This is a genomic window from Amycolatopsis sp. WAC 04182, assembly GCF_003947465.1.
Classification (GTDB): Bacteria; Actinomycetota; Actinomycetes; order Mycobacteriales; family Pseudonocardiaceae; genus Amycolatopsis.
In genome coordinates, this window is record NZ_QHJJ01000003.1 from 1 (window position 1) to 23,590 (window position 23,590).

The window sequence follows — 23,590 nt, forward strand, 5'->3', positions numbered from 1 at the left end:
CGGGACACCACCGAATGATCCCGCCCAATCCAGGCCCCAATCTCCCGAAACGACTTCCCCTGCCTCAACCCGAACGCGATCAACTCACGCTCCACCGAACGCAACGGCACACCACGCGACACGAAACACCCCCTCGCTACCCAGAACGATCATTATCCCCGGCCGGTGCACTGACCATCTGAGCCCGAGCTTGAGGGGTGTCCGAGACTTTCCTTCCTGAGTTGCCGCAGGAGTTGTGGCGTGCTGGCAAGCTGGAGCTTGCGCATGGTGTGCAGCAGTCTTTGCAGGTGATTCGGATGGCGACCGCCGGGTTGGGGCGGTTTTTGGCGGAGATCGAGTCTCGGGGTGTCAAGGACTTGTACGGGTATGGCCGTACGGATAAGTGGTTCGCCGATATCGCGGGGTTGTCGGTCGGTGAGGCGCGTGCGGTGGTGAACCGGGCGATCGCGTTGAACCCGACGCGTGCTTTGGATGGCACCGAGGTTTCTGCTGTGGCACCGGTTACTGCCGCGGTGGCGGCGGAGGGGTTGGTCGGGGATGAGCGGATCGATCAGATCCTGGAGTTCTTGAAGAGACTCCCGGCCGACACCTCTACCGAGGATCGGGCGAATGCCGAGAAGATCCTCGCGACCCTCGCCCGCGACGCCGGTCCCCGGCAACTCGCGGACGCTGAAGCGAACCTCCTCGCGCTGCTGGACCCCGACGGGAACGAGCCGAAAGACCCGGAACCCAAGGAGCCGCGCCGGGAGATCACGCTGGAGCGGCGTAAGGATGGGTTCTGGAAGCTGACCGGTCTGCTTGATGACGAGACCGGGGCCCGGACGGCTGCCGCGTTGGAGGCGTATGCCCGGCCGCGGCCGGTGGACGAGTTCGGGCAGGCGGATTTGCGGATGAAGTGCGAGCGCATGGGTGATGCGTGGGTCGACATCCTGGATCTGGCGATCGCGTGCCCGGATCAGCCGGGCACCAGCGGCTACCGCACCTTGCTGCATGTCACCATCGGCCTCGACGAACTCAAGTCGGGTCTGGGGACCGCGTGCTTGGATTTCGTTGGGACGATGACCGCCCGGGAAGCCCGGCTGGCGGCCTGCGACTGTCTGATGTTGCCGGTCGTGATGAGCGCTGCGGGTGAGCCCTTGGATGTGGGGCGGCTGCGGCGATTCGTCACCCCCGGCCAGCGGCGTGCGTTGAACATCCGGGACGGGGGCTGCGCGTTCCCGGGCTGTCATCGCAAACCCAAGAACTGCCACGCTCACCACATTCATCACTGGGCAGACGGCGGCCCGACGGATCTCCGGAATCTGGTGCTGGTATGCGGTTTTCACCATCGGTTGATTCATCACGGCGACTGGGAAGTGCGGATGGCGGCCGATGGGTTACCGGAGTTCATCCCACCGCAATACCGAGACCCGCTCCGACAGCCTCGCCGCAACACTCTCCATCACGTCTGACCACCGAGGAGCCCGTCGGCCACACCGGCGACGGGCCCCTCGCCATGCCCCGCGCTCCGTGAAGGCCTCCTTACCTACCCTGAGAGTAGGCAAGGAGGCCTTCACAGCTCGCCGCGCCGCTCCTACTCGACCAAAGACCCCACGCCCTGAGCACAAGAAGAAGCACAGACTCAAGTCGCGGAATCCCACCAGCTCACCACCCGAGTGCGCGCCCCGAACCCTTCGTGCGTGAGGTCGCGTTCCACCTGCCAGCGCAGGGGGGCGAGCAGCCACGGGAGCATGCCAAGACCTCAAGCCTGATGCCGCCGCGCGAGCGCCTCCGAACCTTGAGCGAGCAGAGAGACGTCGGCGCCGACCAGGACGAACGAAGCACCGGCGTCGAGATAGCGCTGGGCCTGTGCGGGGTCGAAAGCGTTGACTCCCACCGGTTTTCCCTGAGCAAGGACAGCCTCGAAGGTGCTCAAGACCGCCGCCGTGACGTCAGGGTGCGTCTGCTGCCCGAGCAGGCCCATCGAGGCGGCCAGGTCGGACGGCCCGACGAACACCCCGTCGACGCCATCTACAGCGGCGATCTCGGCAGCGGCCGAGACTCCCGTCGTCGACTCGATCTGGACGAACAGCGACGTGAACTCCTCGGCCTTCGCGAGATAGTCCTCGACCCGGTTCCAGCGCGCCGACCGCGACAGGGCGCTGCCGACACCGCGCACGCCGCGCGGCGGATAGCGGACGGCCCGCACCACGGCTTCCGCCTCTGCCGCGCTGTCGACCATGGGCACCAGCAGGTTCTGCGCGCCCAGGTCGAGTAGTTGCTTCAGCGCGACCGCGTCGCCGGACGGCGCGCGCACCATCGGTGTGATCGGATACGCGACGATCGTCTGCAGCAACGACTGCACCGTCTCGAGCCCGGCGGGGGAGTGCTCGGTGTCGACGAGCAGCCAGTCGAGCCCGGAACCCGCGCAGATCTCCGCGACGACCGGGCTGCCCGACGTGACCCACATGCCGATCAGCGGCCGCTCGCCCAACCGATCCCGGAACGGCGGGGCTAGACGAAGCGGCATGTGATCGCTCCCAGGTCGCGGTAATCGGCGGTCACGGTGTCGCCGGGGTGCACCCACATCGGCCGCGTGAACGACCCGGCCAGCACGATGTCGCCCGGATCAAGCTGGTCACCGTGCTGGGCGAGTTTGTTCGCCAGCCAGGCGACGCCGTTCGCGGGGTGGTTCAGCACCGCGGCGGCGACGCCGGATTCTTCGATGGTTTCATTGCGGTACAACAGCGCCGAAACCCAGCGCAGGTCGACGGCGTCCACCGCGACCGGGTTGCCGCCGTAGACCATCCCGCCCATGGCCGCGTTGTCGCTGATCGTGTCGACGATGGTCCGGCCGGCCATTTCGATCCGGGACGACAGGATCTCCAGCGCGGGTACGACGTACTCGGTCGCGCGAAGGACGTCGAACACCGTGGTGCCCGGTCCGGCGAGGGGATCACGGAGCACGAAGGCCAGTTCGACCTCGATGCGCACGTTCGAGAACCGGCTGTGCTGGATCACGGAACCGTTCTCGAACACCATGTCCGCGAAGATGGCGCCGTAGTCGGGTTCGGTGATCCCGGTGGCGGCCTGCATGACCTTCGACGTGAGCCCGATCTTCCGGCCGACCGGACGCCGTCCCGCCGCGATACCCCGGCGCCGCCATTCGTTCTGCACGGCGTACGAGTCCTCGACGGTCATGCCCGGATAGCGCGCCGTCAGCAGCGGGATCGTCTCCCGGGCCTCCTCCGCGGCCGCCAGTTCGTCGGCGATCGCGGTGATCGTTTCCTGTTCGAGCATGTCCCCGCCTCAGAGCTGGTTGCCGAGTTTGTACTCGCCCTGTTTCCAGGCCGGCAGTTCGGCTTCTCCTACACCCTTGCGGGTGTAGGAGAAGCCGTCGGCACCGATGGTGACCTCCAGTTCGCTCTCTTCGGTCCGCGCGGCCACCGGCTGCGGCTTGCCGTCGAGGTCGAGCACGAGGGAGGCGTCGGTGTACCAGGACGGGACCACCGGCGTGCCCCACCAGTCGCGGCGCTGGTTGTCGTGCACGTCCCAGGTCACCACCGGGTTGTCGGGGTCGCCGGTGTAGTAGTCCTGCGTGTAGATCTCGACGCGGTGCCCGTCCGGGTCGCGCAGGTACAGGTAGAACGCGTTGGATACGCCGTGCCTGCCAGGGCCGCGTTCGATGTGGTCCGACATCCGCAGCGAGCCGAGTTTGTCGCAAATGGACAGGATGTTGTGCTTCTCGTGCGTGGCGAAGGCGACGTGGTGCATCCGCGGCCCGTCGCCGCCGGTCATCGCGGTGTCGTGCACGGTCGGCTTGCGGCGCATCCAGGCCGCGTACGTGACGCCCTGGTCGTCCTGGATGTCTTCGGTGACCCGGAAGTTGAGGTCTTCCATGTGCTTCACCGCGAGCGGGACGTCGGGCGTGACCTGGTTGAAGTGGTCGAGCCGGACCAGCGCGCCCGGGACGTGCAGGTCGTAGCGCCAGCTGAGTCTGTCGACGTGCTGGACGTCGTGGAAGAACTCGAGCGGGAAGCCGAGAGGGTCCTGCACTCGCACCGAGTCGCCGATGCCTTGGGTGAACCCGTTCTCGTTGCGCTCGACCCGGCAGCCCAGCTCCGTGTAGAACGCGACGGCCTTGTCCAGGTCCTCCGGCGACCGCACCCGGTACGAGAACGCCGCGACCGCGGCGACCGGTCCCTGGCGCAGCACGAGGTTGTGGTGGATGAACTCGTCGATCGTGCGGAGGCTGACCGTGGTCTCGTCCTCTTCGGTCACCGTCAGTCCGAGGACGTCGGCGTAGAACGCGCGCGAACGCGCCAGATCGGTGACGACGAGTTCCATGTACGCGCAGCGCAGGACGTCCGGCGGCGGCGATTTCGGGGTGGGGATCGGCTTCATTGCGTCATCCTTTGTGGACGGAGGGTCGGGGTCAGCCCTTGCCGAAGGCGGGGTTGTGCACCTCGCCGAGATTGATGTGCACCGCCTGCTGGTCGGTGTAGAAGTCGATCGAGCGGTAGCCGCCCTCGTGTCCCAGCCCGGACGCCTTCACTCCGCCGAAAGGCGTGCGCAGGTCACGGACGTTGTTCGAGTTGAGCCAGACCATGCCCGCTTCGACGGACTGCGCGAAGTTGTGCGCCCGCTTGAGATCGTTGGTCCAGATGTAGGCCGCGAGCCCGTACTTCGTGTTGTTCGCCAGCGCCAGTGCTTCGTCTTCGCCGTCGAACGGCGTGATCGCGACGACCGGGCCGAAGATCTCCTCCTGGAAGATCCGGGCGTCCGGTTTGACGTCGGCGAACACCGTCGGCGCCACGTAGTTCCCGGTCGGGAAGCCGTCCGGGCGGCCGCCGCCGGCGACCAGCCTGCCCTCGGTCTTGCCGATCTCGATGTACTTCATGACCTTGTCGTAGTGCTCGGGGTGCACCAGCGCGCCGACCTCGGTCGCGGGGTCGCTCGGGTCGCCCACCTTGACCCGCTTGGCCTGCGCGGCATAACGCTCGACGAACTCGTCGTAGATCGCGCGCTCGACCAGGATCCGGCTGCCCGCGGTGCAGCGTTCGCCGTTGAGCGAGAACACGCCGAAGATCGTCGCGTCGATCGCGGTCTCCAGATCGGCGTCGGCGAAGACGATGGCGGGCGATTTGCCGCCCAGTTCCATCGACAGTCCTTTGAGGAAGGGCGCGGCGTTGCCGAAGATCAGGCTGCCGGTGCGGCTCTCGCCGGTGAACGAGATCAGCGGGACGTCCGGGTGCTTCACCAGCGCGTCGCCGGCGTCTTCACCGAAGCCGTTGACGAGGTTGAACACGCCCGGCGGCAGCCCGGCCTCCTCGAAGATCTCCGCCCAGAGCGACGCGGAGAGCGGGGTGAACTCGGCGGGCTTGAGCACGACGGTGTTGCCGGTCGCGAGCGCGGGTGCGAGTTTCCACGACTCCAGCATGAACGGCGTATTCCACGGCGTGATCAGCCCGGCGACGCCGATCGGCTTGCGGTTGACGTAGTTGATCTGGCGGCCGGGCACCTTGTAGGTGTCGTCGGCCTGCGCGACGATCAGGTCGGCGAAGAACCGGAAGTTCTCCGCCGCCCGGCGCGCCTGGCCGAGCGCCTGCGAGATCGGCAGACCCGAGTCGAAGCTCTCCAGCGCGGCCAGCCGCTTGTCCCGCGATTCGACGAGATCGGCGATGCGGTTCAGCACCCGCGACCGCTCGCGCGGCAGCAGCTTCGGCCAAGGCCCCTCGGTGAACGCCTTCCGTGCGGCGGCGACGGCGCGATCGATGTCGGCCTTCTTCCCCGCGGCGGCCTGGACGTAGACCTCGTTGGTGACCGGGTCGATCACGTCGAAGACGGCGCCGTCGGCCGAATCGGCGAGTTCGCCGCCGATGTAGTGCCGGATCCGCTCCGGGACACCGTCCGGGATCGGCCGGGGAGTCGTGCTGGTCAAGATTCCTCCTCAGTCAGCGGTTCGCGCGCTCTCGAGCGTCCAAAAAGGCCTGCATGGTGGCCCAGCGGTGATTGCGCGCGGCGAATTCGATGTCGAGCGGGTCGGCCTTCTCGGTGATCAGCCGGAGGATCTCTTCGTGTTCCTCGACCGACCGGTGCGCGCGGTCGGGGACGAACGCGAACGTGGAGTCACGCAGCCCGGACAGCCGGGTCCAGCCCTGGTGCACGAGGTCGAGGATCTGCGGGTTGGGGCAGCATTCGAAGAGCAGCGAGTGGAACTGCTGGTTCAGCGCGGTGAACTCGTGCGCGTCGAAGTGGTCCAGCAGCGCGATCATGCGCTCGTTCACCCGCCGCGCCCGCGCGATGTTCTCTTCGGACAGTTGCGGCGCGGACAACGCGGTCGCGACGCCTTCGACGACGCCGAGGGTCTGCATGGCGTGGACGTACTCGTTCTGGTCCACCATCGCCACCCGCGCGCCGACGTTGCGCTCGAAGGTCACCAGCCGTTCGGCCTCCAGCCGCCGGATTGCCTCGCGCACCGGGACGACGCTCATGTCGAGCGCGCCGGCGATCTCGGCGAGAACGAGCCGGTAGCCAGGTCCGTACTCGTGCCGGGCGATCCGCTCACGCAGCCATTCGTAGGCGAGTTCGGATTTGCTGGTCGTCTTCACTGCTTCTTCTGCCATGCCTCATACCTTTCCCGCCACAACGGGTTCAGCGGGAAGAGCCCCTCGATCGGGCGGCCCTGTCCGACCTGCTCGGCGATCCACGCGTCCTCGTCTTCCTGGACGAGCGTCGCGTCGACGATCTCCTCGGCCAGCGCCGGCGGGATGACGACCACGCCGTCGTCGTCGCCGACGATGACGTCGCCGGGCAGCACGGTGGCCCCGCCGCAGGCGACCGCGACGTCGGTGTCCCACGGCACGTGTTTGCGGCCGAGGACCGCCGGATGCGGGCCCTGCGAGAACACGGGGAGCCCGGTCGCGGCGACGGCTTCGAAGTCGCGGACTCCGCCGTCGGTGATCACGCCGGCCGCGCCGAGGTAACGCGCACGCAGCGCCAGGATGTCGCCGAGCGTCCCGGAACCCTTGTCACCGCGGGCTTCGATGACGATCACCTCGCCGGCGCCGACCGAGTCGAACAGGCGCTTCTGCGCGTTATAGCCGCCGCCGTGGGACTTGAACAGATCCTCGCGGTTCGGGACGAAGCGCAAGGTCCTCGCCGTGCCGACGACCTTCGAGCCGGGCAGATTGGGACGCACGCCGTCGATCGCGACGTTGTTCAGCCCGCGTTTGCGCAGCTGGGCGGACAAGCCCGCGACAGGCGCACGAAGAAGCTTGGCGCGCAGTTCCTCGCTGAGCGTGGGCGAGTTCTCTTCGACCGCCTCGGCGGGAGTTCCCCAAGCTTCGGCACGCTGCTTGTCGTCGACCTCGGGCAGGCTGCCGATGTCCGAAAAGGACCGGATTCCCTGGGTGACGGTGGTGTGGAGCCGTCCGCTGCTGACCGAGGTGCCGGGAACGTCCACTTCGACCACCACGACGTCGCCGGGGGAGACCACCGTCGACCCGGCCGGGGTCCCGGTGAGGATGACGTCGCCCGGTTCGAGCGTGAAGTGCTGGGAGAGGTCGGAAACGAACTGCCGCAGGGGGAACAGCAGTCCGGCCGTGGTGTCCTCCTGCACCAGGTCGCCGTTCACCCAGGTGCGGACGCGCAGCGACGAGGGGTCGACGTCGCGTGCGTCGATGAGGCCGGGGCCGAGCGGGGTGTAGCCGTCACCGCCCTTGGACCGGACGTTGGAGCCCTTGTCCGCGGTGCGCAGGTCGTAGAGGCCGAAGTCGTTCGCGGCGGTGACCGCGGCGACGTGGTCCCATGCCTTGTCCGGTTTGACCCACCGGGCCGTGGTGCCGATGACCAGCGCGATCTCGCCTTCGAAGGCGAGCAGTTCGGTGCCCGCGGGACGTTCGACCGTGCCGCCGGACGTGCCGATCGAGCTCGACGGCTTGAAGAAGTACGACGGGTTCGCCGGACGTCGCCCGCGCTGCTCGGCGCGGGACGCGTAGCTGAGGTGGACGGCGATGATCTTGCCCGGCCGGGTGGCATGCGGACCGGACGCGCGGCCGGAAGGCGCTGGTGTCTCGTAAGTGCCCATGTTCCCCTGAATCCTCGACCCTTGCTTCGTATCTAATAACGTATATGATTCCGTGCCACAGTGGCAAGGCGGTCACCGAGTGGCCTTCGCCTCGCCGGGATCCCTGCGGGCCGCCACTCGCGTCAGGCCTATGTCAAAGGAGTCAAGGTGTCGAATCCAGCGCAGGATGAACGCACGCCCGGCCGGACCGCCCCACCGTCTTCCGATCGGCGCCGGGTCGCGTTCGCGACCGTCGTCGGCACCACGGTCGAGTGGTACGACTTCTTCGTTTACGCGTCCGCCGCCGGCCTCGTCTTCGGCAAGCTGTTCTTCTCCGGCCTCGGTGCCAACAGCACGCTCGTCTCCTTCGCCACGGTGGGCGTGAGCTTCCTGTTCCGTCCGCTCGGGGCGTTCCTCGCCGGGCACTTCGGCGACAAGTACGGCCGCCGGGTGGTCCTGGTGCTCACCCTGATCCTGATGGGCGCCGCGACCACACTGATCGGCGTGCTCCCCACGTTCGACCAGATCGGTGTCCTCGCGCCGGTACTGCTGATCCTGCTGCGGATCCTGCAGGGTGTTTCGGCGGGCGGTGAATGGGGCGGCGCTGTGCTGATGGCCGTCGAGCACGCGCCGTCGAAGCGCAGGGGACTCTTCGGCGCCTCGCCTCAGATCGGCGTCCCGCTCGGGCTGCTGCTCGCCTCCGGTGTCCTCGCGCTGACCAGCCTGCTCGTGCCCGGTCAGGCGTTCCTCGACTGGGGCTGGCGCATCCCGTTCCTGCTCAGTGTCGGGCTCATCCTCGTCGGCCACTACGTGCGGCGCCGCGTCGAGGAGAGCCCGGTCTTCCGCGAGATCGCGGAACGGCGTGAGCAGACCCGGACCCCGATCATCCAGCTGTTCCGCAAGCACGCCGTGCTCGTCCTGGTGGCCGCGCTGGTGTTCGCGGGCAACAACGCCGTCGGCTACATGACCACCGGCGGATACATCCAGAACTACGCGACCAACCCGAAGGGCCCGATCGGCCTCGAACGCGGCCCGGTGCTGTGGGCGGTGACCGCGTCGGCGGCGACCTGGCTGCTCTCGACGTGGGCGGCGGGCGCGGTGTCCGACCGGATCGGCAGGCGGCGCACCTACGTGGTCGGCTGGATCGCGCAGCTCGCCGGCGTCGCGCTGCTCTTTCCCTTGGTGGACACCGGGAACATCGTGTTGCTGGCGCTGGGGCTGATCATTCTCAGCGTCGGGCTCGGCTTCACCTACGGCCAGCAGGCGGCGTTCTACGCCGAGCTGTTCCCCGCGTCGATCCGGTTCTCCGGCGTTTCGATCTCGTACGCGCTCGGCGCGATCCTCGGTGGTGCGTTCGCACCGACGATCGCCACAGCGCTGGTCGACGCGACCGGCACTTCGGTGTCCGTGGCCGTCTATTTGGCCGGGATGACCGTCGTCGGGCTCATCGCCACCTTGCTGCTGCGTGACCGGTCGGGAATCCCGCTCGGGCCGGATCACGAAGCCGAGCAGGCGGTCAGCCCGCTGCGGTTCGGTAAGTGATCAGGCCTTTCGAGATACGGGGTCGTGAGTGGTAATGAGCGTTCTAACCGTCATTGCCACTCACGACCCTCTTCGAAAATTGGACTTTAGACACTAAACAGGCATTTCGACGCACGTGAGTGTCCCTTATGGACACTCATGCTGCGGCTGACTCCCGTGGCCACTCCGGCATCCCGTCACGAAGGCCGCCTCTCTCTGCCTCGCCCCAGCGAAGAGGTCTTCATCGCAAAGTCCCGGCCTCTTGTGGACACTGTGAGCAGAGCTCGCCCCCGCCGTCCGTGACGCTCATCCGCCGAGTGCGTCGCGGACGGCCTTCGCCGCCGCCTTGAGCCGCTCCGCGAGCTCGGCCGGGGTTCGCGTGCTGGACAGGTAGACGACCGCGAGCGCCGCGGGGGCGTGGCCGCGCAAGGAGAGCGGCACGGCCACCGAGCTGAGATTCTCGATCACTTCACCATGGCTGTCCGCGTAGCCGCGGGCGGCCACTTCCTGTACTTCCACGGGCCGGTCTTCCGGCGGCAGCTGGGAAAGGATCGCGCGGCCGGGAGCGCCCGCGGTGAACGGATGCCTGGACCCCGGGCGCTGCGCGACGGACGCGACGGCGTGCCGGGGTTCGACGCTGACCAGGGTCACGCATTCCTCGCGGTCCATCACCGCCACGAAGCACGTCATGCCGAGTTCGTTCGCGACCGCGGTCAGTTCGGGCAAGGCCGCGGCCTGCAGATCGTGTTTGATTCCCGCCGCGAGCGCGGCCAGCCGGGCGCCGAGCTCGTATTTCCCGGCGGGTTCCCGCGTGAGAAGCCCGTGCTCTTCGAGAGTGCGGATGAGCCGGTACGCGATCGACCGGTGCACGCCGAGCCGTTCGGCGATCCGGTCGACACTGAGCGGTTCTTGGGCGTCGGCAAGGACTTCGAGCACGCGGATGCCGCGGCTGAGCGTCTGGGACGTGCTCGCGGTCTTGCGGGACTCCGAAACCATCGTATACGATCCATTTCGATAGTTGAACTGGCTGTTCGATTATAGAACAGGAACAGACGATGATGTCACGCGAAACCAGTTTCTCGCCGGGTTCGAGCCTGTATCGGCCGCCTGCGCAGTTCTTCCGCGGCTGTCTCGGCCGGTTCGCGACGGGTGTCGCGGTGGTGACCTTCGACGCCGCGACGAAACGGCACGGCCTGACGGTGAACTCCTTCACCGCGGTCTCGATGGATCCGCCGCTCGTCCTCGTCTCGATCCAGCGCACCGTGAAAAGCCACGACCTGCTCGCCGGCCGCCCGTTCGCGGTCAACGTCCTCGGCGCCGAGCAGGAGGCGCTGGCGATGAACTTCGCCGGCCGTCCGAGTCCCGAAGGCGCGCCGACGTGGGTCGAAGGCGGGCACGCGCCGCGTCTCGGCGGCGTCCTCAGCTGGTTCGACTGCACGCCGTGGGCCGCCTACGACGGCGGTGACCACACCCTGTTCCTCGGCGAGGTCCAGGAGTTCGACTACCGCTCCGGTGACGCGCTCGGCTTCGTCAACGGGCAGTTCTCGACCATCCACGAATCCGCGCAAGGCCACGAATCCCTTTTCTGACAACGACGTCCACCCCGAGAAGGAGAGCACGACATGGGAGCCCGTACCGGACAGCAGTACCTCGACAAGCTCAACGCGATGACGCCGGAGCTGTACGTCGACGGCGAGAAGGTGACCTCGAAGGTCGCCGAGCACCCGGCTTTCCGCAACAACGCGTTGACCTACGCGAAGCTGTTCGACCTCCAGCACGACCCGGCGCACCGTGACGTCCTGACCTACGAATCGCCGACCACGGGGGAGCGGGTCGGAACCTCATTCCTGGTGCCGCGCAACGAGGAAGACCTCAAGCGCCGCCGCGCCGCCTTCTCCGTGTGGGCGCAGTACTCCAACGGTTTCCTCGGCCGCACCGGCGACTACATGAACTCGTCGCTCACCGCGCTCTCGACCGCGAAGAAGTTCTTCTCCCAGGCCGATCCCGTCTACGGCGAGCGCATCGCGAAGTACTACGAGATGGCGCGTGAGAACGACCTCCTCGCGACGCACACCCTGATCCCGCCGCAGGTCAACCGCTCGGTGTCGGGCAGCCAGCAGGGCGGCGGCAACCTGTCGGCGAAGGTGGTCGAGGAACGAGAAGACGGCATCGTCGTCCGCGGCGCGCGGATGCTCGCCACCATCGCGCCGATCGCCGACGAACTCCTGGTGTTCCCGTCGACAGTCCTGCGCGGCACTCCGGAGGACGCGCCGTACTCCTACGCTTTCGCCGTCCCGAACGACGCACCAGGGCTGAAGTACTTCTGCCGCGCCGGACTCGACCATGGGCGCTCGCACTTCGACGAACCGCTCGCCTCCCGCTTCGAGGAAATGGACGCGGTCGTGGTGTTCGACGACGTCTTCGTCCCGAACGAGCGCGTCTTCCTGCTGGGGCATCCGGAACTGTGCAACGCCTGGTACTCCGAGACCGGCGCCGGCGCGCTCATGACCCACCAGGTCGTCACGCGCACGCTGGCCAAGACGGAGTTCTACCTCGGCCTCGCCAGTGAGATCGCCGCCGCGATCGGCATCGGCGGCTTCCAGCACATCCAGCAGGACCTGTCGGAGCTGATCTCCTACGTCGAGATCGAGAAGGCGGTGCTGCGCGCGGCGGAGGCCGACGGGAAACTGAGCGAGGACGGCGTCTTCCTGCCCAAATGGGAAGTCCTCAACGCCGCCCGGAACTGGTACCCCACCAAGGTTTCGCCGCGGCTGACCGAGATCATCCGCAAGTTCTCCGCGTCCGGGCTCATGGCCCTGCCGGGCGAAGCGGACTTCGAGACCGAAGGCCGTCCCGACATCGACACGTACCTCCAGTCGGCCACCCTGCCCGCCAAGGACCGCGCCCGGCTGTTCAAGCTGGCGTTCGACGCGTCGGTCTCGAGCTTCGCCGGGCGGGAGTCGCTGTACGAGTACTTCTTCTTCGGCGACCCGGTGCGGATGGCGGGCGCCCAGGTGAACGCGTACCCGAGGGAAGCGTTGCAGGAACGGGTCCGGGAACTGCTGGCGCGCGACGAGTGACCGGAGCCGAAGGGCGCTTTCCCCGCATGCGATGGGGGGGAAAGCGCCCTTCGCCGCGTCCGATGCGGGGAAAGTCCCCTTCGGCTCGTCGTGGACGGGACACGCCCGGGATGCAAGAACTTGATTCATTCCAGAAAATGGGCCAGACTGCGCCCGTGCCCACGACCCAGGACTTCGAGCGGATGCTGCGCGGGGCCGCCTTGCGCGTGACGCGTCCCAGGGTGGCCGTGCTGACAGCGGTACGCGACCACCCGCACGCCGACACCGACTCGATCATCGGTGCCGTGCGTACGGAGCTCGGCGAGGTCTCTCACCAGGCCATTTACGACGTGCTGCGGGCACTGACCGCCGCGGGTCTCGTTCGGCGGATCCAGCCGTCGGGGTCCGTGGCACGCTACGAGTCCCGGGTCGGGGACAACCATCACCACGTCGTGTGCCGGACCTGTGGTGCCATCGCCGACGTCGACTGCGCCGTCGGTCCCGCACCCTGTTTGACCGCGTCGAACGACCAAGGCTTCGTGATCGAAGAGGCCGAGGTCATCTACTGGGGCCGCTGTCCCGACTGTGCCATCGAACCCCGTTCCTGAGCCCTGCAGTTTCTGATTCCCGGAAGGATTCCCGTGTCTGACAGCCCGGACGCCGTCATCGGCGAAATGAACGAAGAGAGCGCGGGCGGCTGCCCCGTCTCGTCGGGCCGCCGCAACCACCCCACCGAAGGTGCGGGCAACCGTGACTGGTGGCCGAACCAGCTCAACCTGAAGATCCTCCGGAAGCACTCGGCCGCGTCCGACCCGATGGACGCCGGGTTCGACTACGCCGCCGAGTTCAAGACCCTCGACCTCACCGAGCTCGCCAAGGACGTCGACGCCGTCCTCACGACGTCGCAGGACTGGTGGCCCGCGGACTTCGGCCACTACGGCGGCTTCATGATCCGCATGGCGTGGCACAGCGCGGGCACGTACCGCATCGAGGACGGCCGCGGCGGCGCGGGCGCGGGCATGCAGCGGTTCGCCCCGCTCAACAGCTGGCCGGACAACGGCAACCTGGACAAGGCCCGCCGCCTGCTCTGGCCGGTCAAGAAGAAGTACGGCCGCAAGATCTCGTGGGCCGACCTGATGATCTTCACCGGCAACCGCGCCCTGGAGACCATGGGCTTCAAGACCTTCGGCTTCGCCGGTGGCCGCGCCGACGTCTGGGAGCCGGACGAGGACGTGTACTGGGGTCCCGAGCGCACGTGGCTCGGCGACGAGCGCTACACCGGTGACCGCGAGCTGGAGAACCCGCTGGCCGCCGTGCAGATGGGTCTCATCTACGTGAACCCGGAAGGCCCGAACGGCAACCCGGACCCGCTGGCCGCGGCCCGCGACATCCGCGAGACCTTCGGCCGGATGGCGATGAACGACGAGGAGACCGTCGCGCTGATCGCCGGCGGCCACAGCTTCGGCAAGACGCACGGCGCGGCCGACCCGGACAAGTACGTCGGCCCCGAGCCCGAAGGCGCTTCGATCGAGGAGCAGGGCCTCGGCTGGAAGAACACCTTCGGCAGCGGTAAGGGCCGCGACGCGATCACCAGTGGCCTCGAGGTCACCTGGACGCCGACCCCGACCCAGTGGAGCAACTGGTTCTTCCACAACCTCTTCGAGTACGAGTGGGAGCTGACCAAGAGTCCGGCGGGCGCCCACCAGTGGGTCCCGAAGGACGGCAAGGCGAAGAACACCGTGCCGGACCCCGAGGACGGCAAGCTCAACCGCGCGCCCGGCATGCTCACCACCGACCTGGCGCTGCGTTTCGACCCGGTCTACGAGCAGATCTCGCGCCGGTTCTACGAGAACCCGGACCAGTTCGCGGACGCCTTCGCCCGCGCCTGGTTCAAGCTGACCCACCGTGACATGGGCCCGATCCAGCGCTACCTCGGCCCGCTGGTGCCGCAGGAGACGCTGATCTGGCAGGACCCGGTGCCCGCCGTCGACCACGAGCTGATCGACGACGCGGACATCGCCTCCCTCAAGGAGAAGCTGCTCGCTTCGGGCCTTTCGGTCTCGCAGCTGGTCTCCACCGCCTGGGCCTCGGCCTCGACCTTCCGCGGCAGCGACAAGCGCGGTGGCGCGAACGGTGCCCGCATCCGCCTCGAACCGCAGCGCGACTGGGAGGTCAACGACCCGCAGACGCTGGCTCAGGTGCTGCGGACCCTCGAGGGTGTCCAGGAAGCGTTCAACAGCGCCCAGACCGGTGGCAAGAAGGTCTCGCTCGCCGACCTGATCGTGCTGGGCGGCGTCGCCGCCGTCGAGCAGGCCGCGAAGGAGGGCGGCCACGAGATCACCGTGCCGTTCACCCCGGGCCGCACCGACGCGACGGAGGAGCAGACCGACGTCGAGTCGTTCGCTCCGCTCGAGCCGACCGTCGACGGGTTCCGCAACTACCGCGGCAAGGGTCACCGTCTCCCGACGGAGTACCTGCTCCTGGACCGCGCGAACCTGCTGAACCTGAGCGCGCCCGAGATGGCCGTCCTCGTCGGCGGCCTGCGCGTCCTCGGCGCCAACGCCCAGCAGTCCAAGCACGGCGTGTTCACCGAGAAGCCGGGGTCGTTGACCAACGACTTCTTCGTGAACCTGCTCGACATGGGGGTCCAGTGGACCGCCACGTCGAGTGAGGCGGAGACCTTCGAGGGCCGCGACTCCGCGACCGGCGAGGTCAAGTGGACCGGTACCCGTGCCGACCTCGTGTTCGGCTCGAACTCCGAGCTTCGCGCGGTGGCGGAGGTCTACGCCAGCGACGACGCGAAGGAGAAGTTCGTCCGCGACTTCGTGGCGGCGTGGGACAAGGTCATGAACCTCGACCGGTACGACCTGGTCTGAAGCTAGCCGACCGAACGTCCGGGCCCGTCGCTTTCGCGGCGGGCCCGGACGTTTTCACTGGTGCTGCATGTCGGGTTCCGGGTAGTCGCCCGCCTTGCGTTCGAGCGCGGTGGTGAGAAGACCCAGCGCGATCATGCCGACGCCTAGGCCGAGATGCAGCCAGTTGTCGGCGACGTTGAACGGCAGGAAATTCCCTGGGCTGCTCTGCGGGATCGCCAAGCCGACGATCCACAGGAGCAGGTAGATCCCGCCGCCGACCATCAGGAAGATGCGGGAAGCGGCGCGTTTGCGGGCGGCGAGCACGCCCACCACACCGAACAGCAGATGCACCAGGTTGTGCAGGATCGACACGGCGAAGACGCCGAACAAGCGGGCTCCGGAGTGATGCCCGGCGAATTCGAGCTCGTCGTAGCCGGTGGTGATGCCCGGGATGAAGCCGAGCACGCCGGCCACGAGGAAGACGGCGCCGACGGCCAAGGCGGCCACTTGCGGCGGACGCCGTCGGGTGCGAATGCCGTCGGCCTGTTCGTCTTTCATGCCGGCCGAGTACCCCGGGCGCTCCGGGATAATCCTCGGTCGGCGGCGGTTCAGACGTCGCCGGACGCCAGGAGGGTCAGCAGTTCGGCGTGCCCGGCCTGGGTGATCAGGCTGGCGGCGTCGAAGTAGATGCGCTCGTTCGTGATCCGGTCTTCGTCGAAGAAGAACACCGCGATGATCGGCACCCGGAACGCCTTGCCGGTGGGCGGGCGGCCGTAGAACTCGCCGAGGTTGGTGCCGAGCAGGTCGAATTCGACGATGACCGACTCGTCGGCGAAGTGGTACCGGACGTTGTCGTGCCGCTGGTCCGGGAACGCCGTCCGGGTCATGCGGTAGTACGCCATGACCTCTTCGTCGCCGTCGAAGATCTGCCCGGTCGCCATGATCTCGTAGTGCGGATGGCCGTTGAAGGTGCCCAGCGTCCGGTCGAACTCGTGAGCCACCTCGGTGTCCATGTGCTCTTCGATGATCTTGAGGCGGCGCTCGCGCAGGTCTTCGCTGATCACTGGTCCTCCGGGTGGCTCCTGGTCGCGATCCGGAGCCTACCGCCCGCGGCCTCGTCGTCGGTCCCGTAGAGCAGGCTGCCGCACGAGCGCGACAGGCAGGTCATGGCCTCGATCTTGTGGCCGGGGAAGTCGCCGATCCGCACCGGAACGGGGGAGAGGGCGATCGAACCGTCGGAGCGGAGGACACCGGCCTCGTACACAGCCGAATCGAAGGGTCCTTCGTCGCCGGGATCGGAGGCGGCCGAGACCAGGACGCGGTCGTCGGCGGTGATCTCGACGTCGGAGGTGTGCCGGACGTGGGTGGCCGGGTACGGGACGCGGAACTTGAGCGACTTCGGCTTCTTGAAGGACAGCTTCGAGACCGAGAACTCCGCCGAGTAGAGCGTGGCGGGGCGGGCGTCCTGGCCGCGGTCCGCCCAGACCGCGAACAATCGGTCATGCACCTTTTTCAGTGCGAAACCCTCGTAATTGTCGTCCGGGTCGCCTTTCGGGACCTGGAAAGTGCCGAGCACTTTCAGCCGCCGGTCCTTGAGCGTGAAGTGGAAGCCTTTGCCGTCGCTGGCCAGTGCGACGAATTCGCCCGTCCTTCCCGGCACGGGTTCGGCGGCTTCCAGGTCGACCGGGAGTTCGCCTGGCCACTCGATCGGGTCCACTTTGGACACCTTGCCGTGGTCGAGCCGGACCCGGACCGCCCGGTTCTCGCCGGGCTTTTTGCTGTCCCGCAGGACGAGTGCGTCGATCCGGTCGTCGTCCCTGTCCAGGACGGCGATACCGCTGGCGCCGGAGGTCATACCGGTGCCGATGGACTGCCAGCCGTCGTCCGCCAGTGCGGCGGACGGCAGGAACAGGGGAACGACGAAGGCCGGAAGAATGGCGAAAGCAGCGAATTTCATGTCGTGCCCCGCTCAGCCGCAGGAGAGGGTGCCGGCTCGGAGCGCGTGGCCGCCTTCGTTCCCGTCGTCGGCCCAGACGACCTGTTTGCTCCCGGAGGCGCACGTGGACGAAATCGCGAAGCCTTCGTTGTTGTAGTCCGGCATGCCGCTCGGCCGGTCATACGTGGCCGTGACGGCGAACTTGCCCTGCGCGTCGACGGCCAGCGTCGTCGAGTCGCCGCCGCAGGTGTCGTCGCAGACCGCCCACAGCTTGCCGGTCGAAGCCTCGTACTCGAGTTCCATGATCGAGCCGAGCCCGCTCGCGAAACTCGCGACCCGGGTGTACTTCCCGCCGGCCTGGTCGAGCGCGTAGGCGTAGATCATCCCGTTGCCTTCGAGGCCGACGAGATAGAGGCCGGTGCCGTGGCCGGGATAGCTGCTCGGGTTGTACGGCGCCTTGGTGCGCTGGTCCACGAACCCCTTGGCGGTGAGGGCGCTGTCCGGGATCCACGAGACGGCTTCGAGGCCGTCGTTGGCCGAAACCTTCGGCAGGTCCGCCGTCAGGTTCCATTCGGCCTTGGCGCTGAGGGTCTTGGCCGAACCGGAGACGTCGTACCGGAGCACCTTGAGGGCACTCGTCTTGCTGTTGTCGCCGTCGCGTCCGGGGTGGCCACGACGGCCTCGGCGTCGGGGTCGCCCTTGCCGTCGCGGTAGCGCAGCTGCTTGCCCGACGACCAGCCGTTGGCGGTGTCCGGCTTCCATTGGGTGCCGTTGCGTACGAGCCGGTACAGCGTGCCGGGACCGTTCTTGACCGCCCACAGGACGTCGGGGCTGCCGAAGGACAGGCCGCTCATGTTGCCGCCGAGGACGTTCGAACCGTCGGCGGTGGTGACGGCCGAGGCGCCCGGCCAGGGGCTGTTCGCCGTGGTGCTGGCGGTGGCGGTCGCGGCGGGCAGCGTCAGCAGGGCCGCGGCGGCGGTGGCCACGGCGGCGGGCCGGATCCGGCGGGGTGATCGGGGCATTCGCGCTCCTTCGGGGCGGACGAAGTGGGTCGCGGCGTGTCGTCACAAGTTAAGTAAGTTTCCTTACGAACACAAGATATCGCCAGGTTCTCACGAAATGAAGCAACGGTGGATTTACAAATGATGTCTACTTGTCAAACCTGGTGTACATCACCTACAGTTTTGTAAACTCAGCCAACGGAGGAGGGTGCGATGAGCGAGATGACGGGCACGATCCCGGCGGGCTCGACCGAACGGTGGACGGACCGCAAGCGGTATCTGTGGCTGATCGGCCTGGTGGTCCCCTCGCTCGCGTTCCTGGCCATCGGGCTGCACGCGGCCACCGGATGGGGGGTGTGGTTCTGGATCGGGCCGATCGTGATCCTGGTGATCGTGCCGCTGATCGACCTGCTGGCCGGGCTGGACCGCAGCAATCCGCCCGACGACGTGATCGAACGGCTGGAGCGGGATCGCTACTACCGGTGGATCACCTTCGCCTTCCTGCCCATCCAGTACGCGGGTTTCGTGGTCGCGTTCTGGCTGATCGCCCGCGGCGACCTGTCCGTCGCGGACAAGATCGGGCTGGCGATCTCGATCGGCTGCATCGGCGGTATCGGCATCAACACCGCGCACGAACTCGGGCACAAGAAGGAGAGCCACGAGCGCTGGCTGTCTAAGATCGCGCTGGCGCAGAGCTTCTACGGCCACTTCTACATCGAGCACAACCGGGGCCACCACGTCCGCGTGGCGACCCCGGAGGATCCGGCCAGCAGCCGGGTGGGGGAGAGTTTCTACCGGTTCTGGCCGCGCACGGTGTTCGGCTCGCTGAAATCCGCGTGGGGCCTGGAGCGCAAGCGGTACGCCCGGCGCGACCGGCATCCGTTCCGCATCGGCAACGACGTGCTCAACGCCTGGCTGATGTCGGCGGTGCTGTGGGCGGCGATGACCGTGTGGCTGGGGCCGGGAATCCTGCCGTATCTGGTGATCCAGGCCGTGATCGGCTTCTCGCTGCTGGAGGTCGTGAACTACATGGAGCACTACGGCATGCGGCGGCAGAAGGTCGGCCCGCCGAACCGGCGCCGCTACGAACGGGTGGATCCCAGCCACAGCTGGAACTCCAACAACATCGCCACCAACGTGCTGCTCTACCACCTGCAAAGGCACAGCGACCACCACGCCAACCCGACCCGCCGCTACCAGACGCTGCGTGACTTCGCGGAGTCGCCGGTTCTTCCGACGGGCTACGCCGGGATGATCGTGCTGGCGCTGGTCCCGCCGGTGTGGCGGCGAGTGATGGATCCGCGTGTCCTCGCGCATTTCGACGGCGACATCTCCCGCGCCAACATCCAGCCGTCGAAACGAGCCAAGATCCTTGCGCGCTACGGAACGCGCGTCACCGCGCCGTCCCGGGTCGCCGCCGACACGCACGGCGACGCGACCGAGGGCGGCATGTGCCCTGGCTGCGGCTACGTCTACGACGAGAAACTCGGCGACCCGCGTGAGGGTTTCCCCGCCGGAACGCCGTGGTCGGCGATCCCGGATTCGTGGTGCTGCCCGGACTGCGGGGTGCGGGAGAAGGTCGATTTCGTGGCACCGGGAAGGGTCGGAGCATGATGAAGATCGAAGCGGACCGCGCGAAATGCGACGGGCTGGGCATGTGCGAGGCGATGGCGCCCGACTTCTTCGAGGTGGGCGACGACGGGACGGTCGTCGTGCTCGACGAGCGGCCCGGTGAGGAATACCGCCAGGACCTGTCGGCCGCCATCGACGCCTGCCCGGTCCTCGCCCTGAAGCTGCGGGACTGACGATGGCGCTGGTCGTCGTGGGAGCGTCACTGGCCGGACTGCGCGCGGTCGAGGCCGCGCGCCGGGACGGGTACCGGGGGCGGATCGTGCTGATCGGCGCGGAGGACCACCCACCCTACGACCGGCTCCCGCTGTCGAAATCCTTCCTGGCCGCGGACGGTCCCGGGCGAGTCGACCCCTTCCACACCGAGTCCGTGCTGCGTGACGAGTTCGGCGTCGAGCTGATGCTCGGCGCGCCGGCGGACGGGCTCGACACCACCGCTCGCGAGGTGTCGGTCGCGGGGACGCCGGTTCCCTACGACGCACTGGTGATCGCGACCGGAGCCACCGCGCGGCGGCTCCCCGAAAGCGACGGGGTCGCCGGGGTCCACACGCTGCGGACGGCCGACGACGCGCTCGCGGTCCGCGCCGCACTCGATGACGGTGCGCGCACGGTCGTGATCGGGGCGGGGTTTATCGGCTCGGAGGTCGCCGCCGCGGCCCGGAAACGCGGGTTGTCGTCGACGATCGTCGAGGCGCTCGACGTCCCGCTCGTCCGATCGGTCGGGGCCGAGGCGGGCGCGGTGTGCGCTTCACTGCACCGCGAGGCGGGCACGGATCTGCGGTTGTCCACGACGGTCACCGGCCTGGAATCCGACGGCGGTGCGGTGACCGGCGTCCGGCTGTCGACCGGTGAGGTGCTGCCCGCGGATCTGGTGGTCGCCGGCATCGGCGTCGTCCCGGCCACCGGCTGGCTGGCCGGGAGCGGGATCCCGCTGCACGAACGCGACGGCGGCGTGGTGTGCGATGCGACGCTGTCGACCGGAGTCCCCGGCGTGTACGCCGCCGGCGACGTCGCGCACGCCTCGAACCCGTTGTTCGACGGCGAGCTAATGCGGCTGGAGCACTGGACGAACGCCGCGGAGCAGGGTGCCGCGGCCGCTCGTCACGCGCTCGCCCCGGAGTCTGCCCGCGCGCTGGCGCCGGTGCCGTACTTCTGGTCGGACTGGTACGACCACCGGATCCAGTTCGTCGGCACCCCGCGGGCGGACGAGGTGGTGGCCGCCGTCCCGGAGACCGGTGGCTTCACCGCGCTGTACCGGCGAGGGGACCGGGTCGTCGGGGCGCTGACGATCGACCGGCCGCGCGAGATCATGAAGTACCGACGTCAGATCGCGGGGCGGGCGCCGTGGCCAGAGGCGCTGGCGTTCGCGGCGGCCACGGCGGCCTAGAAGTGCCTCTTTTCGGCCGGAGGCCTCGGATTTGTGGAGGTGGCCGCCGGCCTGGCCGGGTGAGCGACCAGCGAATGCCGCGGCCCGGCTGCGGAAATCCGAAAGCGCGCCTGGAAAGGCACAGCCTAGAATGACGATCATGAGTGAGGCACCGGTCACGGGGGGTCCGTACCGTCGACCGATCGTCGCGTCGGCGATCGAGTTGACCGTGCGCTCCGGCTGGTCCTCGGTGACGATGAGCAAACTCGCGGAGATCGTCGGCGTCAGCCGTCAGACCGTCTACAACGAGCTCGGTTCGAAGAGTCAGCTCGCCGAAGCGATGATCTCGCACGAACTCGCCCGGTTCCTCTCCGTGGTCCGTGAAGCGTTCGAACGGCACCCCGACGACCTCGTCGAGGCTATCCACGACGCCGTCCGCGGTGTCCTCGAACTCGCCGACGACAACCTCCTGCTGCGCGCCATCGTCTCGGCCACGCACGGCGCCGACACCGAGTTGCTGCCGCTGTTGACGTCGCGGGCCGGAAGCCTGCTGAGCGAAGCGACGATCATGCTGCGCGGTCGCGTCCGCGCCTACGGTCCACCGCTGGACGCCGAGCAACTCGACGTCGCCATCGACGTCGTGGTCCGGACGGTGCTGAGCCACATCATGCAGCCGTCGGACACCCCGGGGCGCACGGCCGACGCGCTCGCGTGGATGGCTTCTCGCGTGCTCGGCGCGACGACGGCTCGGTCACTGCGGCATCCTTCGCAGAGTTAGGCGCTGCCGCCGGAAGCCCGGACCATCGGTAGCCGGAAATCCCCGTCGTTCGCCCGTCGCGGTGAGCGGAATGTACCCCCGTGCGAAACCTCTCTCGGTCGGCGTCACATCGCGTTACCACTGGCGGAGATACCCGTCAGTAGTCAGGCGACCACTCTTGTGACAGCACACGCACGGTGAACGATCCGCTACTCTGATCGGCGCGACTGAACAGGCTGCACCGATCAGCACCGCAACGCACCAGGGCGAGGGGTTCGAGGGGTGGACGCGTGACCGAAGCAGAGAGATCGTCATGGCTGGGTGACCTGGGGTTCTACATCACGGCCGATCGAGTGGCGGAAGACCGGGTGACGGAAAACGTCCACCGGGCCGCGGTCGCCGAAATCGCCGTCAACGACCGAGTGCAACAAGCCGCCGATGGTCCCGGGTTCCGGCTTGATCGCGACCACGCCGAAAGGATGGTCCAAAAAGCCAAAGAGATTTTGGAACACTTGCGAAACGATCAGACGATCACCCAGTCGCTGGAGCGAATGCGGTCGGCTGCCGAGGATCCGGTGAGCATGGGATTCACCAAGGCGGCCACGTGGAACGGTGATCAGCCGGGAGCGTTCGCCTATGGGGCGGGGCATGTTCGCCTTGAGATGCTCTATCTCAAGGAATTGGTCAAGCGACTTGAGAAGGCGTTGGGCCGGACAGCCGAAAATGACCGAGAATCCGGCGAAGCCCTTAAGGGCGGCGTTCAAGAAGGAGCGATTTAATGCGTCGGCAGGTCATCACCATCGCACTCGGTGCGGCGACGGCATTGACCGTCGCGGCCTGCTCGGGTAGCGGCGCTGCCCCCGGAACGTCGACTCCGGCCCCGCCGACGACGCCGACGGCAAGTTCAGGGCAGGAATTGCCGTACGCGGGTGCGCCGAAGGTGCCCATGCCGCTCCCGGAGTCGATTTTCTCCGGTGACCCGTGCGCGGACACCCTCAACGCCGACCAGATCCTCAAGGCCGTAGGAAAGCCTTCGGAAACCAAACGTGTGGACGCGGACACGGTCGGTCCGGGTTGTCAATGGCTCAATAAAAGCACTACCGGCCAGGTGACCATGCGGTATGCCACCAAGTTGCCGGGCGGCTTGAGTGCCATCTACGAGAATGTCAAGCCCAGGGCTGAAATCTGGAAGCCGATTGCTTCCCTGCGAGGTTTTCCGGCTGTTGCGTATGTCTCCCCCTCTGGTGGTTCGCCTACCGAGTTTTGTCAGATCAGTATCGGGGCGACCGATAGCACCACCATTGAAGTGTCGATATTCCTCAGCCTCAACTCGGAAGGCAAGAAGGATCCGTGCGAGTCGGCTAACACGGTGGCGGATCTCGTTATGACGAGTCTTCGTGCGAAGGCGGGTGTCTAGGT

The 23,590-nt window shown here is 67.6% G+C and carries 25 protein-coding genes; 12 read left to right on the top strand and 13 right to left on the bottom strand.

Features of this window, described 5'->3' with window-relative positions; translation table 11 throughout:
* On the bottom strand, window positions 1-122 hold a 122-nt coding region (locus DMH01_RS43690; protein ID WP_148106597.1), incomplete at its 3' end, for a helix-turn-helix domain-containing protein.
* A gap of 75 nt (window positions 123-197) precedes the next feature.
* Here DMH01_RS43690 and DMH01_RS13795 point away from each other — a divergent pair.
* A complete protein-coding gene (locus tag DMH01_RS13795; RefSeq protein ID WP_125676792.1) occupies window positions 198-1,451 on the top strand; it encodes an HNH endonuclease signature motif containing protein in 1,254 nt (417 codons plus the stop codon).
* Between the two features lie 290 nt (window positions 1,452-1,741).
* Here DMH01_RS13795 and DMH01_RS13800 read toward each other — a convergent pair whose 3' ends face one another.
* From DMH01_RS13800 to DMH01_RS13825, 6 genes are read right to left on the bottom strand one after another with little or no spacing between them, the layout of a single operon-like run.
* Window positions 1,742-2,509: an HpcH/HpaI aldolase/citrate lyase family protein gene (locus tag DMH01_RS13800; protein WP_125676794.1), complete on the bottom strand. Its 768-nt coding sequence runs from the start codon at window positions 2,507-2,509 to the stop codon at window positions 1,742-1,744.
* A complete protein-coding gene (gene hpaH / locus DMH01_RS13805; RefSeq protein ID WP_125676796.1) occupies window positions 2,494-3,279 on the bottom strand; it encodes a 2-oxo-hept-4-ene-1,7-dioate hydratase in 786 nt (261 codons plus the stop codon). Before hpaH ends, DMH01_RS13800 begins: the two co-directional genes overlap by 16 nt.
* A 9-nt stretch (window positions 3,280-3,288) precedes the next feature.
* Complete coding sequence (hpaD, locus tag DMH01_RS13810; RefSeq protein ID WP_125676797.1) at window positions 3,289-4,383, bottom strand: 3,4-dihydroxyphenylacetate 2,3-dioxygenase; 1,095 nt, start codon at window positions 4,381-4,383, stop codon at window positions 3,289-3,291.
* A 31-nt stretch (window positions 4,384-4,414) separates the two neighbouring features.
* Entirely contained in the window at window positions 4,415-5,920 is a 1,506-nt protein-coding gene (gene hpaE / locus DMH01_RS13815) for a 5-carboxymethyl-2-hydroxymuconate semialdehyde dehydrogenase (RefSeq protein WP_125676799.1), read from the bottom strand.
* A 13-nt stretch (window positions 5,921-5,933) separates the two neighbouring features.
* Complete coding sequence (locus DMH01_RS13820; protein ID WP_125676801.1) at window positions 5,934-6,605, bottom strand: GntR family transcriptional regulator; 672 nt, start codon at window positions 6,603-6,605, stop codon at window positions 5,934-5,936.
* The gene (locus DMH01_RS13825) at window positions 6,587-8,068 is read right to left on the bottom strand and encodes a fumarylacetoacetate hydrolase family protein (protein WP_125676803.1); all 1,482 of its coding nucleotides are present in this window, start codon (window positions 8,066-8,068) and stop codon (window positions 6,587-6,589) included. The genes DMH01_RS13820 and DMH01_RS13825 overlap by 19 nt, the downstream gene beginning before the upstream one ends.
* 147 nt (window positions 8,069-8,215) lie before the next feature.
* On the opposite strand from DMH01_RS13825, the gene DMH01_RS13830 reads away from it, so the two are divergent.
* Window positions 8,216-9,589 carry an MFS transporter gene (locus DMH01_RS13830; protein ID WP_125676805.1) on the top strand — a complete coding sequence of 458 codons (1,374 nt, stop codon included), beginning with the start codon at window positions 8,216-8,218 and terminating at the stop codon, window positions 9,587-9,589.
* A 285-nt stretch (window positions 9,590-9,874) separates the two neighbouring features.
* Here the strand turns inward: DMH01_RS13830 and DMH01_RS13835 are convergent, their stop codons facing one another.
* Window positions 9,875-10,564 carry an IclR family transcriptional regulator gene (locus tag DMH01_RS13835; protein WP_125676807.1) on the bottom strand — a complete coding sequence of 230 codons (690 nt, stop codon included), beginning with the start codon at window positions 10,562-10,564 and terminating at the stop codon, window positions 9,875-9,877.
* Window positions 10,565-10,623: 59 nt separating this feature from the next.
* Between DMH01_RS13835 and DMH01_RS13840 the strand changes: the two genes are divergently transcribed.
* The 4 genes from DMH01_RS13840 (at window position 10,624) to katG (ending at window position 15,503) form a co-directional block, all read left to right on the top strand.
* Entirely contained in the window at window positions 10,624-11,157 is a 534-nt protein-coding gene (locus DMH01_RS13840) for a flavin reductase family protein (RefSeq protein ID WP_125676809.1), read from the top strand.
* A 33-nt stretch (window positions 11,158-11,190) separates the two neighbouring features.
* The gene (gene hpaB, locus DMH01_RS13845; protein WP_125676811.1) at window positions 11,191-12,648 is read left to right on the top strand and encodes a 4-hydroxyphenylacetate 3-monooxygenase, oxygenase component; all 1,458 of its coding nucleotides are present in this window, start codon (window positions 11,191-11,193) and stop codon (window positions 12,646-12,648) included.
* A 155-nt stretch (window positions 12,649-12,803) separates the two neighbouring features.
* The gene (locus DMH01_RS13850) at window positions 12,804-13,235 is read left to right on the top strand and encodes a Fur family transcriptional regulator (protein ID WP_199745487.1); all 432 of its coding nucleotides are present in this window, start codon (window positions 12,804-12,806) and stop codon (window positions 13,233-13,235) included.
* A gap of 33 nt (window positions 13,236-13,268) precedes the next feature.
* Window positions 13,269-15,503 (top strand): catalase/peroxidase HPI, encoded by a 2,235-nt coding sequence (gene katG / locus DMH01_RS13855; RefSeq protein WP_125676815.1) that lies wholly within the window; start codon window positions 13,269-13,271, stop codon window positions 15,501-15,503.
* Window positions 15,504-15,557: 54 nt separating this feature from the next.
* Here katG and DMH01_RS13860 read toward each other — a convergent pair whose 3' ends face one another.
* The 5 genes from DMH01_RS13860 to DMH01_RS43700 are packed head-to-tail and all read right to left on the bottom strand — an operon-like array spanning window position 15,558 to window position 18,440.
* Window positions 15,558-16,040, bottom strand: a complete 483-nt coding sequence (locus DMH01_RS13860; RefSeq protein WP_125676817.1) for a DUF4383 domain-containing protein — start codon at window positions 16,038-16,040, stop codon at window positions 15,558-15,560.
* Between the two features lie 50 nt (window positions 16,041-16,090).
* Window positions 16,091-16,546, bottom strand: coding sequence for an ester cyclase (locus DMH01_RS13865; protein WP_034318989.1), 456 nt, complete (start codon window positions 16,544-16,546; stop codon window positions 16,091-16,093).
* Window positions 16,543-17,439, bottom strand: a complete 897-nt coding sequence (locus DMH01_RS13870) for a hypothetical protein (protein ID WP_125676818.1) — start codon at window positions 17,437-17,439, stop codon at window positions 16,543-16,545. The genes DMH01_RS13865 and DMH01_RS13870 overlap by 4 nt, the downstream gene beginning before the upstream one ends.
* Before the next feature lie 12 nt (window positions 17,440-17,451).
* Window positions 17,452-18,042: a hypothetical protein gene (locus DMH01_RS43695; RefSeq protein ID WP_233621511.1), complete on the bottom strand. Its 591-nt coding sequence runs from the start codon at window positions 18,040-18,042 to the stop codon at window positions 17,452-17,454.
* Window positions 17,979-18,440 (bottom strand): hypothetical protein, encoded by a 462-nt coding sequence (locus tag DMH01_RS43700; protein ID WP_233621618.1) that lies wholly within the window; start codon window positions 18,438-18,440, stop codon window positions 17,979-17,981. Before DMH01_RS43700 ends, DMH01_RS43695 begins: the two co-directional genes overlap by 64 nt.
* Before the next feature lie 192 nt (window positions 18,441-18,632).
* Here DMH01_RS43700 and DMH01_RS13880 point away from each other — a divergent pair, with 192 nt between their 5' ends.
* The 6 genes from DMH01_RS13880 (at window position 18,633) to DMH01_RS13905 (ending at window position 23,588) form a co-directional block, all read left to right on the top strand.
* Window positions 18,633-20,033, top strand: coding sequence for a fatty acid desaturase (locus tag DMH01_RS13880; protein WP_125676820.1), 1,401 nt, complete (start codon window positions 18,633-18,635; stop codon window positions 20,031-20,033).
* Window positions 20,030-20,224 (top strand): ferredoxin, encoded by a 195-nt coding sequence (locus tag DMH01_RS13885; RefSeq protein ID WP_125676822.1) that lies wholly within the window; start codon window positions 20,030-20,032, stop codon window positions 20,222-20,224. Before DMH01_RS13880 ends, DMH01_RS13885 begins: the two co-directional genes overlap by 4 nt.
* A gap of 2 nt (window positions 20,225-20,226) precedes the next feature.
* On the top strand, window positions 20,227-21,435 hold the full coding sequence (locus DMH01_RS13890) for an NAD(P)/FAD-dependent oxidoreductase (RefSeq protein WP_125676824.1): 1,209 nt from the start codon (window positions 20,227-20,229) through the stop codon (window positions 21,433-21,435).
* Window positions 21,436-21,565: 130 nt separating this feature from the next.
* Window positions 21,566-22,192, top strand: a complete 627-nt coding sequence (locus tag DMH01_RS13895) for a TetR family transcriptional regulator (RefSeq protein ID WP_125676826.1) — start codon at window positions 21,566-21,568, stop codon at window positions 22,190-22,192.
* A 269-nt stretch (window positions 22,193-22,461) separates the two neighbouring features.
* Window positions 22,462-22,950 carry a hypothetical protein gene (locus tag DMH01_RS13900; RefSeq protein WP_125676828.1) on the top strand — a complete coding sequence of 163 codons (489 nt, stop codon included), beginning with the start codon at window positions 22,462-22,464 and terminating at the stop codon, window positions 22,948-22,950.
* Complete coding sequence (locus tag DMH01_RS13905) at window positions 22,950-23,588, top strand: DUF3558 domain-containing protein (protein WP_125676829.1); 639 nt, start codon at window positions 22,950-22,952, stop codon at window positions 23,586-23,588. The genes DMH01_RS13900 and DMH01_RS13905 overlap by 1 nt, the downstream gene beginning before the upstream one ends.
* Window positions 23,589-23,590 lie beyond the last annotated feature (2 nt).